The sequence below is a fragment of the Sporolactobacillus terrae genome, assembly GCF_019930545.1.
Lineage (GTDB): Bacteria > Bacillota > Bacilli > Bacillales > Sporolactobacillaceae > Sporolactobacillus > Sporolactobacillus terrae.
The window spans coordinates 1,963,563-1,979,292 of the sequence record NZ_CP082837.1; the positions used below are offsets into that span (position 1 = coordinate 1,963,563).

General features: G+C 44.7%; 12 protein-coding genes, 14 tRNA genes and 2 rRNA genes. 4 read left to right on the forward strand and 24 right to left on the reverse strand.

From position 1 onward, the window contains the following. Positions 1 to 74: 74 nt before the first annotated feature. Positions 75 to 203 carry a putative holin-like toxin gene (locus tag K7399_RS09275; RefSeq protein ID WP_223362286.1) on the reverse strand — a complete coding sequence of 43 codons (129 nt, stop codon included), beginning with the start codon at positions 201 to 203 and terminating at the stop codon, positions 75 to 77. A gap of 813 nt (positions 204 to 1,016) precedes the next feature. Between K7399_RS09275 and K7399_RS09280 the strand changes: the two genes are divergently transcribed. Next, positions 1,017 to 2,402 (forward strand): Nramp family divalent metal transporter, encoded by a 1,386-nt coding sequence (locus tag K7399_RS09280; protein WP_414625723.1) that lies wholly within the window; start codon positions 1,017 to 1,019, stop codon positions 2,400 to 2,402. A gap of 20 nt (positions 2,403 to 2,422) precedes the next feature. Beyond that, positions 2,423 to 2,854, forward strand: coding sequence for a universal stress protein (locus tag K7399_RS09285; protein ID WP_010027051.1), 432 nt, complete (start codon positions 2,423 to 2,425; stop codon positions 2,852 to 2,854). A 410-nt stretch (positions 2,855 to 3,264) separates the two neighbouring features. On the opposite strand, the gene K7399_RS09290 is transcribed toward K7399_RS09285, so the two are convergent. From K7399_RS09290 to K7399_RS09300, 3 genes are all read right to left on the reverse strand, one after another. Further along, positions 3,265 to 4,251 (reverse strand): 3-oxoacyl-[acyl-carrier-protein] synthase III C-terminal domain-containing protein, encoded by a 987-nt coding sequence (locus K7399_RS09290; protein WP_028975693.1) that lies wholly within the window; start codon positions 4,249 to 4,251, stop codon positions 3,265 to 3,267. Positions 4,252 to 4,311: 60 nt separating this feature from the next. Then, the gene (locus K7399_RS09295; RefSeq protein WP_051577725.1) at positions 4,312 to 4,662 is read right to left on the reverse strand and encodes a hypothetical protein; all 351 of its coding nucleotides are present in this window, start codon (positions 4,660 to 4,662) and stop codon (positions 4,312 to 4,314) included. A gap of 199 nt (positions 4,663 to 4,861) precedes the next feature. Beyond that, positions 4,862 to 5,890, reverse strand: a complete 1,029-nt coding sequence (locus tag K7399_RS09300; RefSeq protein ID WP_028975695.1) for an acyltransferase family protein — start codon at positions 5,888 to 5,890, stop codon at positions 4,862 to 4,864. Between the two features lie 346 nt (positions 5,891 to 6,236). Here K7399_RS09300 and K7399_RS09305 point away from each other — a divergent pair, with 346 nt between their 5' ends. Further along, complete coding sequence (locus tag K7399_RS09305) at positions 6,237 to 6,464, forward strand: hypothetical protein (protein WP_028975696.1); 228 nt, start codon at positions 6,237 to 6,239, stop codon at positions 6,462 to 6,464. 132 nt (positions 6,465 to 6,596) lie between these two features. Here the strand turns inward: K7399_RS09305 and K7399_RS09310 are convergent, their stop codons facing one another. Together K7399_RS09310 and K7399_RS09315 are read right to left on the reverse strand one after the other, a co-directional pair. Beyond that, entirely contained in the window at positions 6,597 to 6,839 is a 243-nt protein-coding gene (locus K7399_RS09310; protein ID WP_051577727.1) for a YetF domain-containing protein, read from the reverse strand. 134 nt (positions 6,840 to 6,973) lie between these two features. Next, a complete protein-coding gene (locus tag K7399_RS09315) occupies positions 6,974 to 7,177 on the reverse strand; it encodes a DUF421 domain-containing protein (protein ID WP_051575080.1) in 204 nt (67 codons plus the stop codon). 187 nt (positions 7,178 to 7,364) lie between these two features. Between K7399_RS09315 and K7399_RS09320 the strand changes: the two genes are divergently transcribed. Then, entirely contained in the window at positions 7,365 to 7,769 is a 405-nt protein-coding gene (locus tag K7399_RS09320) for a DUF1259 domain-containing protein (RefSeq protein ID WP_028975697.1), read from the forward strand. A gap of 484 nt (positions 7,770 to 8,253) precedes the next feature. Here the strand turns inward: K7399_RS09320 and K7399_RS09325 are convergent. From K7399_RS09325 to K7399_RS09410, 18 genes are all read right to left on the reverse strand, one after another. Further along, positions 8,254 to 8,335, reverse strand: a tRNA-Leu gene (locus K7399_RS09325). A gap of 37 nt (positions 8,336 to 8,372) precedes the next feature. Next, a tRNA-Cys gene (locus K7399_RS09330) sits at positions 8,373 to 8,446 on the reverse strand. A gap of 17 nt (positions 8,447 to 8,463) precedes the next feature. Beyond that, a tRNA-Gly gene (locus K7399_RS09335) sits at positions 8,464 to 8,538 on the reverse strand. Positions 8,539 to 8,548: 10 nt separating this feature from the next. Further along, positions 8,549 to 8,620 (reverse strand) — tRNA-Gln (locus K7399_RS09340). Between the two features lie 5 nt (positions 8,621 to 8,625). Next, positions 8,626 to 8,701 (reverse strand) — tRNA-His (locus K7399_RS09345). Positions 8,702 to 8,715: 14 nt separating this feature from the next. Further along, positions 8,716 to 8,786 (reverse strand) — tRNA-Trp (locus K7399_RS09350). Positions 8,787 to 8,798: 12 nt separating this feature from the next. Beyond that, positions 8,799 to 8,880 (reverse strand) — tRNA-Tyr (locus K7399_RS09355). A 54-nt stretch (positions 8,881 to 8,934) separates the two neighbouring features. Then, positions 8,935 to 9,010: transfer RNA gene (locus K7399_RS09360), tRNA-Thr, on the reverse strand. Between the two features lie 9 nt (positions 9,011 to 9,019). After that, positions 9,020 to 9,095 (reverse strand) — tRNA-Phe (locus K7399_RS09365). A 58-nt stretch (positions 9,096 to 9,153) separates the two neighbouring features. Further along, positions 9,154 to 9,229: transfer RNA gene (locus K7399_RS09370), tRNA-Asp, on the reverse strand. Between the two features lie 4 nt (positions 9,230 to 9,233). Further along, positions 9,234 to 9,307 (reverse strand) — tRNA-Met (locus K7399_RS09375). Between the two features lie 6 nt (positions 9,308 to 9,313). After that, positions 9,314 to 9,389, reverse strand: a tRNA-Val gene (locus tag K7399_RS09380). 73 nt (positions 9,390 to 9,462) lie between these two features. After that, positions 9,463 to 9,534 (reverse strand) — tRNA-Glu (locus K7399_RS09385). A gap of 676 nt (positions 9,535 to 10,210) precedes the next feature. Continuing rightward, a complete protein-coding gene (locus K7399_RS09390) occupies positions 10,211 to 10,837 on the reverse strand; it encodes a hypothetical protein (protein WP_028975698.1) in 627 nt (208 codons plus the stop codon). 50 nt (positions 10,838 to 10,887) lie between these two features. Then, a protein-coding gene (locus K7399_RS09395; RefSeq protein WP_128166093.1) for an IS3 family transposase occupies positions 10,888 to 12,002 on the reverse strand; the annotation gives its coding sequence in 2 pieces (ribosomal slippage) (positions 10,888 to 11,750 and positions 11,750 to 12,002; 1,116 coding nt in all). A gap of 329 nt (positions 12,003 to 12,331) precedes the next feature. After that, positions 12,332 to 12,420 (reverse strand) — tRNA-Ser (locus tag K7399_RS09400). Positions 12,421 to 12,532: 112 nt separating this feature from the next. Then, positions 12,533 to 12,649, reverse strand: a 5S ribosomal RNA gene (rrf, locus tag K7399_RS09405). A gap of 68 nt (positions 12,650 to 12,717) precedes the next feature. Beyond that, positions 12,718 to 15,645, reverse strand: a 23S ribosomal RNA gene (locus K7399_RS09410). Positions 15,646 to 15,730 lie beyond the last annotated feature (85 nt).

Here is a 15,730-nt window from a genome sequence, read left to right on the forward strand (position 1 = left end):
TAAATCCGCCAGTGCTATGAACACTGACGGCATGGCAATATCCGCGTAGAGCGGATGCAGTGCCTATAACTGAATTACTTATTTACGGTAATCCGTCTCAGCTCCTGCAGAAGCATATGAGGCGGATTATTTTTTCTGTCTGACAGCATCAAGATAAGCACTCCAAAGCTAATCATAAGTGTCATCGCTTCAAATACTGTCATTGGCCGCACCCCCTTTCACAAGGGTGTCACCGCATCCGCTCATATGCATCATCTATTGCCTGTCCGTAATGATATCATGGAATGTATGTTCGTTTCTTTGAAATACTGCTCGATAGGATTATTTTTGCCCACTGCTGCTTCAATCGGAAAATTCTATAGAACACAGACCGGAATTAACTGACTGACATGCTTAAAATTGCATGACGCCAACGCTGTCAAGCTGCCATGAACAAGTCACAAGTCCATAATTGAGTCGCTAAACAGCAGCTTTTTGATCTGTAATTTTCACCCTCGCCTCACCGTTCGCACCATTAGGTATGATAACTTCAGGTTGATAACAATTTTGCATGCCGCCCAATAAAGATCTCTGCTCCCATCATTTCAACAAAAAAAATCGTCGCTGCTGTCAAAGTGTTCCCCCCTTGCCTTAAGCCCTCCCTCCCCCATCCGAAAATATTTTCACCCTAGTCTCGCAAGGCATAAAATAATGATAAATCAGGGTTGCGTATTAAAGAAAACGGATGTATATTGTATGGGTGAATTAAAGTTTCCCTATGTAAACTTTAATTCTTAACAGAAACACAGGTTCATCTACGCAAGAGAGGAGCTGATCGATTGATCACTTAAACCGTTCATGTTTTCTGGTGCGAAAGAGCTTATGTTCATGATAAGAATCACGCGCGTTGTATTGAATTTTTACCGTGACCATAATTTCTTTTGACAGAAGTTGCAGGAAAAATAATCGGGGTCTCGCCACGCGCAGCCGAATGGCTGATGGGCAGATTTCAAAAAATTTATGAGGGGTGTGAACGAATGACTGAACTGGAACATGCGATGAAAAAAACAAAGCAGCATAAGCCGCATAAATTGATTAAGTATGCAAATGGACCAAGCCTTGAGGAAATTAACAGTACGGTAGCCGTTCCGAAAAACGGCAGTTTCTGGCGGACACTGGCAGCATTCTCCGGTCCCGGTGCCCTGGTAGCTGTCGGCTACATGGATCCTGGAAACTGGGTGACATCGATTGGCGGCGGTGCACAATATGGTTACCTGCTTATTTCCGTTATCCTGATTTCGAGTTTGATTGCGATGCTGCTGCAGTACATGGCTGCTAAACTGGGTATTGTCACGCGAATGGATTTGGCTCAAGCCACCCGTGCCCATACAGGGAAGGCACTTGGCGTGATTCTATGGATTACCACCGAGGCGGCTATCTGTGCCACCGATATTGCTGAAGTCATTGGTGGTGCGATTGCCCTTCAGTTGTTGTTTCACATCCCGCTTGTCGTCGGTGTTTCACTGACCATACTCGACGTACTTCTCCTGCTTTTGCTAACGAAACTCGGCTTCAGAAAAATTGAAGCGATTGTCATTACTTTAATTTCCGTTATCTTACTTGTCTTCCTCTATGAAGTGATCATTTCTAATCCTAACATTGCGGCAATGTTTGCCGGGTTTGTACCGAAACCCGAAATTCTGCATACCGGTCAATTAACCATGGCACTCGGTATTGTCGGCGCGACGGTCATGCCGCATAACCTTTACCTGCACTCCTCGATCGCACAGTCACGTAACATTAATCATGACAATGAAAATGAGGTTGCAAGAGCCGTTAAGTTTGCAACATGGGACTCAAATATTCAATTATCCGGTGCATTCATTATTAATTGCCTGCTGCTCGTTCTTGGTGCGGCACTCTTCTTCGGACATGGAGAAGGTCTTGGCACGTTTACTTCTCTTTTCAATGCTTTGCAGAACAATCAATTGGCCGGCGCTGTCGCGAGCCCGGTCTTAAGTATCTTGTTTGCCGTTGCACTGCTTGCCTCCGGTCAAAACTCAACCATTACCGGTACACTGACCGGACAGATCGTCATGGAAGGCTACATCCACATGAAAATGCCGTTGTGGGCGCGCCGTCTGATTACACGTCTGATCTCCGTCATCCCGGTTCTGGCCTGCACAATTATTTACCATGGCGAAGAGAGCGCGATGGATCGCTTACTTGTCAACTCACAAGTTTTTCTGTCCGTCGCGTTGCCGATCTCAATGATTCCATTGACCCTATTTACCAGTTCGAAAAAGATTATGGGCGAACGATTCGTGAATAAACGGTGGGTAACGCTGGTTGCCTGGCTATGTACCATTGTCCTGACCTATCTGAATCTGCGGATTGTCTGGCAGTTTATCACATCGTTATGATCATCATGGAGGCGTAATTAATGAAAGAAGACTTCTCACATCTATTAGTTGGTGTCGATGATTCCGCCGATGCACAATTAGCGTTTCGCTATGCGATGTATCGAGCGAAAAAAGATAAGTTAAAAATGACGATTGTATCCATCTTGGAAAAAGACGAGATGAACGTGTACCAAGCGCTGAATAAAGACTTCATCCATGGCAAACGTGAAGACCTTGAAAAACATGTTCAGCTTTACAAAAAGACCGCGTTGGATTACGGTGTTGAGAAGGTTGAGGCAATCGTTGCAGAAGGCGAACCGGGTGAAACGATTGTCAAAGACATTATCCCGCATACAGACGCTGATCTATTGATTGTCGGTTCTGAAGATAAGAAAGGCATTGCCAAGCATTTCGGCAGTCAAGCCGCATATATGTCAAAATACGCGACCATCTCTGTTCTTGTCGTCCGTTAAATGTTTTGATCAATCGAATAACTTTCGAAACCCCCTTTGCAGGATTAACTCGTCTGCAAAGGGGGTTTGGGGTTGGACATTGCATTTTCTAAGTGATCCATGAGCCTCCACAAAACGACAGCCATTCCATTTTTGAAACTAAAAAAGGCAGAAATCACAGCGCATTGCGCGCGGATTTCTGTCTTTTTCTATCACTTAGTTTTTAGTGGATCACGCGTTTGCTGTGACTTTTAGCCAGCGTTTTCACATAAAGCGTCTTTGTTTCCGAGTCAAAGAAATAGCCTTGGGCCTTGCTTTCGAGTTCAGCTAGGATCGTTCGCATCATGAAGCTTCAGTGTATCGCTCTGAAGATCCATTTTATCCAAAATAGTAGCCAAAGCCGTAAGACACTACTCGGCTGCTCATTTCGTTTAATAGTTGAAGAGGACGCCAATGGTTTGAAACCCTGCGCCAACCGTCCAAAAGATTACATAATCGCCCCGGTTAATGCGCTTCTCTTTAATGCCTTCATAAAGCGCGAGGAACGGGCTGCTTGTCCCTGTATAACCATATTGATCGCCTATGTAAATGATTTGTTCATCATCGAGGTGGAAATGGTTTTGAATTTCAAGTATGTTGGCAAGTGAAAATTGGGACAAGCAATAGGCCTTTACATCTGTTGGCTGCAGGTGCTCTACATCCAAAAGTTCTTGAATGTTCTGGTAAGCAGGCGGAAGCGCGCAGCCGCCATCAAAAGGAATCCATTTCAGATAACGGTTATTTTCTCCTTTTCGTAAGGCTTGCGACAATCCAACGGATGGAAAAATGATCTTGTCTTTATTTTCTAATGTTTCCGAGTAATAGCTGGACCCCAGAAACCCGGATTCGCCTTCTGTTTTTTCTAAAATAACCGCGCAAGCTGCATCACCATAATTCGCATAGGTGACTTCGTCGTTTGGGTCACAAACCAACGTGTTGTAGTCGGATCCAACAACCAACGTTTGATTCACACTAGGATTGGCCAGCATATACCGACATGCATGATCGACCGCTACCGTCATTCCCCCACAATTCGCATTTGAATCCATAATGATTGTTCGTGAAGAAGCATGAATGGCATGATGAACAAAAGTGGCATTGGTTGGGAACGTGTATTCCGGCACCTGCGTTGAAAACACGATCATATCCATCGCTTCACCACTGAGCTTCGCGCGTTTTAAAGCATCCTTAGCTGCTTCAATTCCCATCGTCAAACCGTTCTCTGTCTCATTCTGAATCATATAGCGGCTTTTCCGGCCCATATGTTTCAAAAAATGGTCAATGTCCTTGCCCTGATCTTGGAAGTGCTTGAGAAAAAATGCATTGGTTACGCTTGTTTTCGGGTGATAGGCACCAACCGAACGAATCGTTATTTTCAAATAACATTCCCCCAAAGAAAAAACGCTATGGTCATAAGAATAAACAAGTGTCTCGTGATCTTATTGAGAAATCACTTCTACTTCTGCGTTATCCAGTTCAGTCTTCTTGGCAATGCGCTTCAGCTGCATACCGACGGTCACACTGCTCGCAATAAATTTGACACGTTTAAATCCGCTAGCCTTATACATTTTGTAGCATTCCTCAAGCAATGGCAGAATCTTTTGTGAAACAACGACTAGAGACTTGCTGTCAACGACGAGATCGAAGTCTTTAGCAGGAATTGAGCCGATTTTTTCCTGATAGTCATTGACAAAATACTCCGCATCTTTCTCTTGAAAACTTCCACGAACAACAATCGTGACTTCTTTTGTTTGATGTTGCACATCAATTGAATACTCTGCATCTAACACAGCAATTCCTCCCTATATTTCCCATCACCTTCACTATCGGTATAATTTTCCAATTATGAATAGGTCTTTCTTCATAGATTTGAAGTGTTTAAGAACGAAAGCAAAAAAATCCGCCAGTGCATGAACACTGACGGCATCACAATAATCACGTAACGCGGATGCATGTTGAACCTTCATCTATCAGAGTGGACCCTCCGTCTCAGCTGCTTGCAAACTGTTTTGGACTATGATGAATCAGAAAATGTCTGAATTGTTTCCATACCATCATGACTAAAATAGGGATGAATAAGCCCATGAGGCATTTTAATAACCAATGATCAGGGAGCCCCAATAGCTCCGGCAAGTCAAAAAGTGCGCGATGCCAGAACATAATCAGCACCGTATGCTGCCCCCAAAGCACAAGCCAATGAAACCATTTAAGTTCACTCATGATTTGTGAAATTAAGATAACCCCCAAGCATAAAATGAGCGGAGCAATTAAAGCCAGTCCGGTATGATTTAAGCTGTCCGATTTCAAGTATAAAGTGAAATTGATTTTCTGAGTCAATTGATCGTGAATGAGAAACATAGAAAAGACGCCGATGGCTAGTAACAACAGATATTTATGCGATAGGGAATGAAGCAATCTAAATCCGTAGTATCCGGCCAGCATATAAGTCGTGGTCAGCAATACATCCTGTGCATCCCACGGAAAATAGGGATGCCCTAGGAACGCTGGTTGCTGATGAATTGTACCCATGGCGAACATCATCAAGCTGATCACCCATTGCAAGACAACCGAACGTACATAAGAAATTAAAAGAACCACAACAATCAGCGTGAGAATATAAACATTAATGAACCAAAAAATACTTAAATAATGGTTAAGGGTTCGTCCACCATAAAGCAGGCGAACAAAATAGAAAGCAGTGTACGACCAGTCCTGATTACGGACGAAATGGCTGAGCACGATTAATAGACTTCCCATTAGAAAATAGGACACCACTAATGGCTTACAGCGACGCGCCCAGAATTGACGCACCGCTTCCCAACTATGAGAAATCGGTTTCAAAAAGAAACCTCCGATAATGAAAAATAGCGGCATATGCCACCAATAAATGGCATCATAGACGAGATCAAACGAACGTATGTCGCGCTCAGAATCAATGGCATGCCCGAACACGACCGCAATGATTCCCAGCGCCTTTGCTATATCCACCCATGTGATCCGCCGCTTGGTCGTTGCCATGAAAAATCACCTTTCATCCCTTAAGCAATTTTATACATAGTAAAGAAACTATAATGGAATTTTCACTTTATCATTGCCTCACAATTGCTTAGTTTAGCACGATTCATATCTTTCGAAACAGCTATTCATTAAGTTTAATCTAAATGTAAAAATAACGTTCAGCTCTTCTTTTTAGCGTTATGATTTATGATACGGCGTGGACCGCTTATCTTATATCACGGCGTTTGGCTCAGTCTTCAATTGACGCTCTGTATCATCTTCTATACTGTAAATCACAACTTACTGGTAAAATAATCCTCCGAGTTGAGATTTATCGCAATTCATATCTTATTAGGAGGTTTTATGGATGATTCGTAACATGTACGTCGTTCAGTTTCTCAATCAATCAGCATGGTATCTCAATGCTACCCTGCAAATCCAAACGGAGCGTCAGAACCATCAGAAAGGAGACATCATTGAGTTTAAGAATAAGAAATACATTGTCATTGAAGATTATTGGTGCTTAAGAGTTAGGCACTTCAATCGTGAACTAAATCCTTACAAACCTTTAATCACTCAGATTCAAGACAAATAAAAGAGGCCCGACCCAAAAGGGTGTTGGATTTATACTGCACTCCGCAGGAGTCTCACATCGTTATGCTTAATCCAAAATAGACGTTTTTTAAGGGTGTCTCAAAAGTCAATTGACTTTTGAGACACCCCTCGTTTACATTTTTTCAATAAATAATCCTTCATTCTTATTCCATTCACAGAAAAAAACATTTTTAATCTTTGGTACATGTCGCTTTCGCAGCTCGCAGCGCAGCCATTCTTCGCTCAATCCTGCACGTTTCAGATTCGCTTTATCCAATGTTCCATCTATAATTATCAATTGATTAAAGTCACGATTGGTTAATTTACTGTAGCGATATTTTTTTAAAACACTGATCGATCCATCGGTTTCAAGCATTGCATAGGCAACCTCTTGGATTGAAAAAGATATTCTTTTGTCTATATGGCCATTTCGGATAACTAACGACGACTTTCCCTCGAGAAAATTCCTTTTCTTTCGAAACCTCAACGTGCACCATTCCATTATATAGATCATGAGCCCCACAGCATGACAGCAAACAATATGGAGCCGATACCAATAGCCGGTTCATAAAGCGCATTTCCTATAAACTCACCAAGAACGATAATTGAAATAAATTCAAAAGTGCTGATTTTTCGCAATGATACTTTTCCCAGAACTTTTGTAATGGCTAATAGCGCTGTAAAACCAAGCATCAATTCCACAGCAATTTTCAAGTAATTTATGGAGCCTCACCCTTTACTAAACGCTATTCCTTTCACTTAGTATTCTCACCGCCCAACCATAAAAACGGATTTTTATAAAGTGGCTGGCATAAAGTGAGTTCGGAAGTTAGCCATCCCGTTTCTTTGTTCTATTTCTCTCTACCCCTCGCATATCTTTAGGCATGGCGAGGTGACCCATATGGCCGATGCAGAAATGATTTGCAAACAATTTGCAGCCGTATTTAACGCGCAATCTAGGTATGAAAATGGGGTTTGTTCCGTTTCGCTCCACCGTTCATTCAATGTAACGATTCAAGGTAAAAAAAGTTCAAGCATTGTTCCCGCTGGTATAACCTTTGAATCGCTTGATGCTTCCGGCAATGCAATTAATCTAGCTGAAATCACCCTTCTTGAAGAAGAAGTACCAAATTTCACCTGGGCACTGACCCAGAACGGACTGATCCTAAGCGCACTGCATAATCACTGGATCTTCACACAACCGAATCTCCTGTATGTGCACGCTCAATCAATTGAACCACCCTTGAATTTTGCAAAGAAGCTCCGAAATTGTTTTAGCTATTTAAGCAGTGCCCCAGTCTCATAATTAAGTCAAGCAGCGGATCATGTAATGATTCTTTATGAGGCTAAACTTGCGTTAGGCACGTACCATTGAAAAATGGATTCGCCGCTCTTGTCGAATAACGGCTACTTTGAATTCCTTTCGCGTCAGCGCAGATTCTAAAAATAAACATTCATTTGATCGACCGCCCCGTTGAGTACCAGCAGAACGGCAGGCTCCAAAACATTTCCGTCTGTACTCCGAACTGCGACTGCTCCGGTCATGAATCAATTCATGGCATCCAGTCTGTGCGTCAAACGTTTTCTCTCATGACATTTAGGGAAACAAACAACATGAACAAGGGTTCCCAGATCAACATGAATCCCGTCCCCATTCCATTGACCTTCCAATGAGTTGAAGAAAGCGTCCCTTGTCCTATTCACCCCACCGCCAATAAAATACCCCCTATGTAAAACAAAAAGACTTCCTAGGATAACCTAGAAAGCCCTTTGCAATGAGAGTTAAGTAATACCGGTGGTCGGGGTCGAACCGACACTCCCGAAGGAACACGATTTTGAGTCGTGCGCGTCTGCCAATTCCGCCACACCGGCACAATACAATAATAATGGCAGAAAAATTAAGTAATTATGGAGGCGACACCCGGAATCGAACCGGGGATAAGGGTTTTGCAGACCCGTGCCTTACCGCTTGGCTATGCCGCCATACTATAAAATTATATTGGAGCGGAAGACGGGATTCAAACCCGCGACCCCCACCATGGCAAGGTGATGTTCTATCACTGAACTACTTCCGCATATATAAAACTGGCCCAGCTGGATTCGAACCAGCGCATGACGGCACCAAAAACCGTTGCCTTACCGCTTGGCTATGGGCCAATAAATGGGGCGGTTAGTGGGGATCGAACCCACGCATGCCGGAACCACAATCCGGTGTGTTAACCACTTCACCATAACCGCCATAATAATTAAAGCAGGGGTAGTAGGAATTGAACCCACACTGGAGGTTTTGGAGACCTCTGTTCTACCTTTAAACTATACCCCTATACTATGTAAATGGAGGGAGAAGGATTCGAACCTTCGAACCCGTAGGGAACGGATTTACAGTCCGTCGCGTTTAGCCTCTTCGCTATCCCTCCATAATAATAAAAGATTAAGGAATAGATTTTGGCATCTATTGATTAAAATATAAATGGTGCCGATCAGAGGACTTGAACCCCCAACCTACTGATTACAAGTCAGTTGCTCTACCAATTGAGCTAGATCGGCACGAACAAATGGTGGCTCGAGGCGGAATCGAACCACCGACACGAGGATTTTCAGTCCTCTGCTCTACCGACTGAGCTATCGAGCCATTATGTAAAAACAAGAGTTCATGCATTACAGATCTTATATAAGTAAAATAAAAATAATGGCGGATCCGATCGGATTTGAACCGACGATCTCCTGCGTGACAGGCAGGCATGTTAACCCCTACACCACGGATCCACAATTGCGGGGGCAGGATTTGAACCTACGACCTTCGGGTTATGAGCCCGACGAGCTACCAGACTGCTCCACCCCGCGATGATATGGTGGAGGATATAGGGATCGAACCTATGACCCTCTGCTTGTAAGGCAGATGCTCTCCCAGCTGAGCTAATCCTCCATATTGATTTGTACAAGCCATCAAAAACACCAATTTATTTTATCACATAGCTCATATAAAATCAAGTAAATAATGACCCGTACGGGATTCGAACCCATGAACCCACCGTGAAAGGGTGGTGTCTTAACCACTTGACGAACGGGCCAAAATAACAAGTGTCGGAATATCTCGCCGCCGACTTTTAAAATATTATCACCAATCGAATCAAAAAGCAAGTGTTTTTTATAATTTATTTTATAAAAAAACACAACCCTTACAGTATACCCGACTTCAATAAATAAATAAACCAGTCCGCTCTCGTTACATGGGCCAGACTGCTTCAGAATTAAGATTTCTCTTTACCCTATTCCCTTGGATTCAGTCCAACTTCTATTAGCTCCTCAGAGGGTTTCTGGTAGCTTCTGCAGGGATTTTGAGGCCGTGATGATTTCTGCCCTTACAGGACCGAAATAACACACCTCTAAGAAGCCAAGCAGCTGCAATAAGTACCGATTCGTTTACCCGATCATAGATGACGCATTAACCATTCGTGCATAAGCTGAAGGGATGGGACAGAACAGGTTGATACAATAAAATGCACGCCGTGACCGCTTAGAAAGATTAACAAGTCATACACGCCATCATCAGCTGAAAATATCCGCTGTAACAAATCAATGTGGCGGTTACGTATGATGAGATAAGAAAGAGATTGAGCGGACACTTCCGTTTTTAGTACGTATAACCACTGAAAATCAGGCACGCTATAAACCATGCCCTATTAAAAAGACATGGCTTTTTTGGCGTCTGCCATTAATTTCCATGTTAAACATTTGGAAATCACTTTAGAATAAATCCTCAATATGCACCTGTTTCTTTTCCCCAAAGGGCATCGATAAATCAATAAGATGCGTGATCAATCCATCTGGATGATGGTCTTCATCAACTTGCACCTTTGCAAAATACGGATCAAAAATAAAATGAATAAAGTCATCCCATTCTTTTGTCATGGGGAATGATATAGGGATGCTCGTACAAATCTCATTTTTATCTAAGTTTTGAAATTCCTTTTCGATGATCCAATAAGCGTTTTTCACTTGATTCATGAATAAATCCAACGAGGGTACATCGCGCTTTAGTTCATTAATTGTTTTTTTCACAAAAAACCATTCATAGAAAAAATGAAAAGCTTTAGGCAAGCGCTTTGTTGTATATAACGATTTTAAGCTTTTAACAACACTGCTCTTCAAATTTTCTAAAGTCAACAGCCCCATTTTATAATCTAATTCTACTCTTTCAAAAAATTGCTCTAAAAATAATTTTCTTTCTTGCGGAAAGTCAGAAGATATGGGGAATAAGATTGCATGCGTGAAATTATCTTCCTTGCTTTCCTCCAAACCTTCTAGCATTATAAAGATCTGATAGACCACAAAGGGCTTATCGCGTAATAGCATTATGATTTTATTGTCCATTAATCTCATGGAATCCAAATTGGTATGTCAACACTAAATCAAACAAATTTTTAAAGGTGTCGCAGCTTGTATTCAGTTGGTGTTAGGTAGTCTAGTGATCCATGGATGCGAACATTATTGAACCAATTGACGTAATCAAATAATTCAAGGTCAAGAACGTGTTGGTTAGGAAAATCACGTCCGCTAATAAACTCAGTTTTAATCGTTTTGAAGGTCGCTTCCGCCACAGCATTATCATAGGGTGTCCCTTTGTGACTCAGTGATCGGTTGATTTGAAACGCTTCCAGAGTCTCATCAATAAGCCTATTTTTAAACTCGTTTCCCCGATCTGTATGGAATAGTTCGAGTTGACTTAGGTCACCTTTTACCGTGGCGAAGGCACGGTGGACTAACTGAGCGTCCTTATTTGGACCAGAGCTGTAACCAATAATCTCGCGATTATATAAATCAATAAAGATACAAATATAATGCCATTTCTGCTGCACACGGACATACGTCAGATCACTGACTACCACTTTTAATTCCTTTTCCTGCTGGAATTGACGATTCAACGTGTTTCCAGTGGGAGATTCGTTGCAGCCTATTTTATGCGGCTTAAACTGTGCAATCGTATACTTTGAAACGAGGCCCTGTTCTTTCATCATTCGCCCGATTCTTCTTCGCGAGACTTGTTTTCCCTGCTTCTCCAGTTCTTTTTTGATCTTTCGCTGTCCATAGATCGATCGGCTTGCTTTAAATATTTGAACCACTTGGCGTGTCAATTCCTGTTCAGCCTGTTGATTCTCACGAACTTTAGCTTCGTAATAGTAGGTACTGCGAGAAAGTTGTAGGACGTCGCACATTGCTGATACCGAGTATTTGTGACGGTTCTGTCGAATCACATCTACTTTCGTCCCATGATCAGCGCGGCTTGTTTTAAAATATCATTCTCCATTCTCAGCTGTTGATTTTCTTTCCTTAAATGAATCAGTTCTTCCTGCTCAGGCGTTCGGTTATCCTTCTCCTTGAAAGAACCGCTTGTCTTGTGTTGACGAACCCATTTATCAAAGGCCGAAGGCGTGAGATCATACTCTTTAATGATTTCATGTCTGGGCTTACCTGAAGCGTGTAGACTGACGATTTGTTCCTTGAACTCTTTTGAAAAAGTTCTCCGTTCCTTTTTCATGTTTCCGGTCTCCCTTGGAATAGTTGAACCAAGTGTACATGACCTTAAATTATTTGTCCAATTAATTGTAACCTATCCAAATTGTCTTTTCTCCTGAATTTATAGCTTCTTGGTCCTTTTATTGTCGTTTTTCCTGTAGCAACCAACTTAGCAGTTCTTCCATTATAGGATACCTGATATAGGTCAGGTCAATCCGCTACAATAGCTTGCCCTTATTTGCCCTCAAAGTATGCTTTTGTAACGGAAATGCGAGTACTAAAAAATCCCGTAAGAACGGGATTTTTGGGACATTCATAAAACATTCATCCGATTGTATCGGATAGCGGTAACGGAGAGCGAGGGATTCGAACCCTCGAGACGGCCTTAACCGTCTACACGATTTCCAATCGTGCTCCTTCGGCCACTCGGACAGCTCTCCATAAAAATACTTCACGACAGATGATCCTTCGATCCTTTGCTCCACCACGATATAAACACTATGGAGTGATCTACCGACGATTGTCGTGAAGCACAATCACTATTTATCTTTTGCCTGGCAGTGACCTACTCTCACAGGGGGACAGCCCCCAATTACCATCGGCACAGAAGAGCTTAACGACCGTGTTCGGGATGGGAACGGGTGTGACCTCTTCGCTATAACCGCCAGACTTAAACCGGCTCTCACGAGCCTTCAAAACCGGTAACGAAAACTTCAAAGTCATTCATCCAATTGTTTTGGGTTAAGTCCTCGACCGATTAGTATCTGTCCGCTTCACACGTCACCGTGCTTCCACTCCAGACCTATCAACCTCATCATCTCTAAGGGGTCTTACTGATTAAAATCATGGGAAATCTCATCTTGAAGGGGGCTTCATGCTTAGATGCTTTCAGCACTTATCCCGTCCACACATAGCTACCCAGCGTATGCTCCTGGCGGAACAACTGGTACACCAGCGGTGTGTCCATCCCGGTCCTCTCGTACTAAGGACAGCTCTTCTCAAATTTCCTACGCCCGCGACGGATAGGGACCGAACTGTCTCACGACGTTCTGAACCCAGCTCGCGTACCGCTTTAATGGGCGAACAGCCCAACCCTTGGGACCTACTTCAGCCCCAGGATGCGATGAGCCGACATCGAGGTGCCAAACCTCCCCGTCGATGTGAACTCTTGGGGGAGATAAGCCTGTTATCCCCAGGGTAGCTTTTATCCGTTGAGCGATGGCCCTTCCATGCGGTGCCACCGGATCACTAAGCCCGACTTTCGTCCCTGCTCGACTTGTAGGTCTCGCAGTCAAGCTCCCTTGTGCCTTTACACTCTGCGAATGATTTCCAACCATTCTGAGGGAACCTTTGGGCGCCTCCGTTACCTTTTAGGAGGCGACCGCCCCAGTCAAACTGCCCGCCTGACACTGTCTCCGAACCGGATCACGGTTCAGGGTTAGAATGTCGATATCGTCAGGGCAGTATCCCACCGATGCCTCCACCGAACCTAGCGGTCCGGCTTCCAAGGCTCCTGCCTATCCTGTACAAACGATACCCACATCCAATATCAAGCTGCAGTAAAGCTCCATGGGGTCTTTCCGTCCTGTCGCGGGTAACCTGCATCTTCACAGGTACTATAATTTCACCGGGTCTCTCGTTGAGACAGTATCCAAATCGTTACACCTTTCGTGCGGGTCGGAACTTACCCGACAAGGAATTTCGCTACCTTAGGACCGTTATAGTTACGGCCGCCGTTTACTGGGGCTTCAATTCAAAGCTTCTCCCCGAAGGGATAACCTCTCCTTTTAACCTTCCAGCACCGGGCAGGTGTCAGCCCCTATACATCACCTTACGGTTTAGCAGAAACCTGTGTTTTTGGTAAACAGTCGCTTGGATCTTTTCACTGCGGCTCTCCGGACCCGAAGGTCCTTCGAGCACCCCTTCTCCCTAAGTTACGGGGTGATTTTGCCGAGTTCCTTAACGAGAGTTCTCCCGAGCGTCTTAGAATTCTCTTCTTGCCCACCTGTGTCGGTTTGGGTACGGGCACCGTTTCACTCGCTAGAGGCTTTTCTTGGCAGTGTAGGATCAGGCGCTTCGGTACTTAAGTTCCCTCCTCATCACCGCTTGGCCACAAGCAGCGGGATTTGCCTCGCTGCAAGCCTCACGGCTTGAACGCACGCTTCCATCCGTGCGCTCGCCTTACCTTCCTGCGTCCCCCCATCACTCAAACGTGAAACGCTGGTACAGGAATATCAACCTGTTGTCCATCGCCTACGCCTTTCGGCCTCGGCTTAGGCCCCGACTAACCCTGAGCGGACGAACCTTCCTCAGGAACCCTTAGGCTTTCGACGGAGAAGATTCTCACTTCTCTTTTCGTTACTCATACCGGCATTCTCACTTCCAAACGCTCCAACATGCCTCACGGCACATCTTCAATGCCCTTGGAACGCTCCCCTACCATGACCTGACGGTCATCCGCGACTTCGGTGCTGTGCTTAGCCCCGTTACATTTTCGGCGCGACGCCACTCGACCAGTGAGCTATTACGCACTCTTTAAATGGTGGCTGCTTCTGAGCCAACATCCTGGTTGTCTGGGCAACGTCACATCCTTTCCCACTTAGCACAAACTTAGGGACCTTAGTCGGCGGTCTGGGCTGTTTCCCTTTCGACGACGGATCTTATCACTCGCCGTCTGACTCCCGGACGTAAGGGCTTGGCATTCGGAGTTTGACTGAACTCGGTAATCCTGTGGGGACCCCTTATTCAATCAGTGCTCTACCTCCAAGTCTCACTCATCCGAGGCTAGCCCTAAAGCTATTTCGGGGAGAACCAGCTATCTCCGTGTTCGATTGGCATTTCACCCCTACCCACACCTCATCCCCGCATTTTTCAACATGCGTGGGTTCGGGCCTCCATTCAGTGTTACCTGAACTTCACCCTGGACATGGGTAGATCACACGGTTTCGGGTCGACAACCCTAAACTCATTCGCCCTATTCAGACTCGCTTTCGCTGCGGCTCCGCCTCTTCAGCTTAACCTTGCTTAGAATCGTCACTCGCCGGTCCATTCTACAAAAGGTACGCTGTCACCCCCGAAGGGGGCTCCAACTACTTGTAAGCACACGGTTTCAGGATCTCTTTCACTCCCCTTCCGGGGTGCTTTTCACCTTTCCCTCACGGTACTGGTTCACTATCGGTCACTGGGGAGTATTTAGCCTTGGGAGACGGTCCTCCCGGATTCCGACGGGGTTTCTCGTGTCCCGCCGTACTCAGGATCCACTCCGGAGTGTACGTTCCGTCGGCTACAGGGCGTTTGCCTTCTCTGGCCGACCCTTCCAGGTCGTTCGCCTGAAACGTACTTTTGTAACTCCATGCGGAGTGTCCTACAACCCCAAAGGGCAAGCCCTTTGGTTTGGGCTGTTTCCCTTTCGCTCGCCACTACTCAGGAAATCGCATTTGCTTTCTCTTCCTCCGGGTACTGAGATGTTTCAGTTCCCCGGGTCTGCCTTACTCTACCTATGGATTCAGCAGAGCATGCCATCCGTTCAGGATGGCGGGTTCCCCCATTCGGAAATCTCCGGATCAAAGCTTACTTACAGCTCCCCGAAGCGTATCGGCGTTCGTTCCGTCCTTCATCGGCTCCCAGTGCCAAGGCATCCACCGTGCGCTCTTTATAACTTAACCACTAGATCAATTGAATGATCATTTTGGATGTTTCTTGACTTTGCTTGTTTTCGTTATCCAGTTTTCAAGGTTCATAATGCCGTAA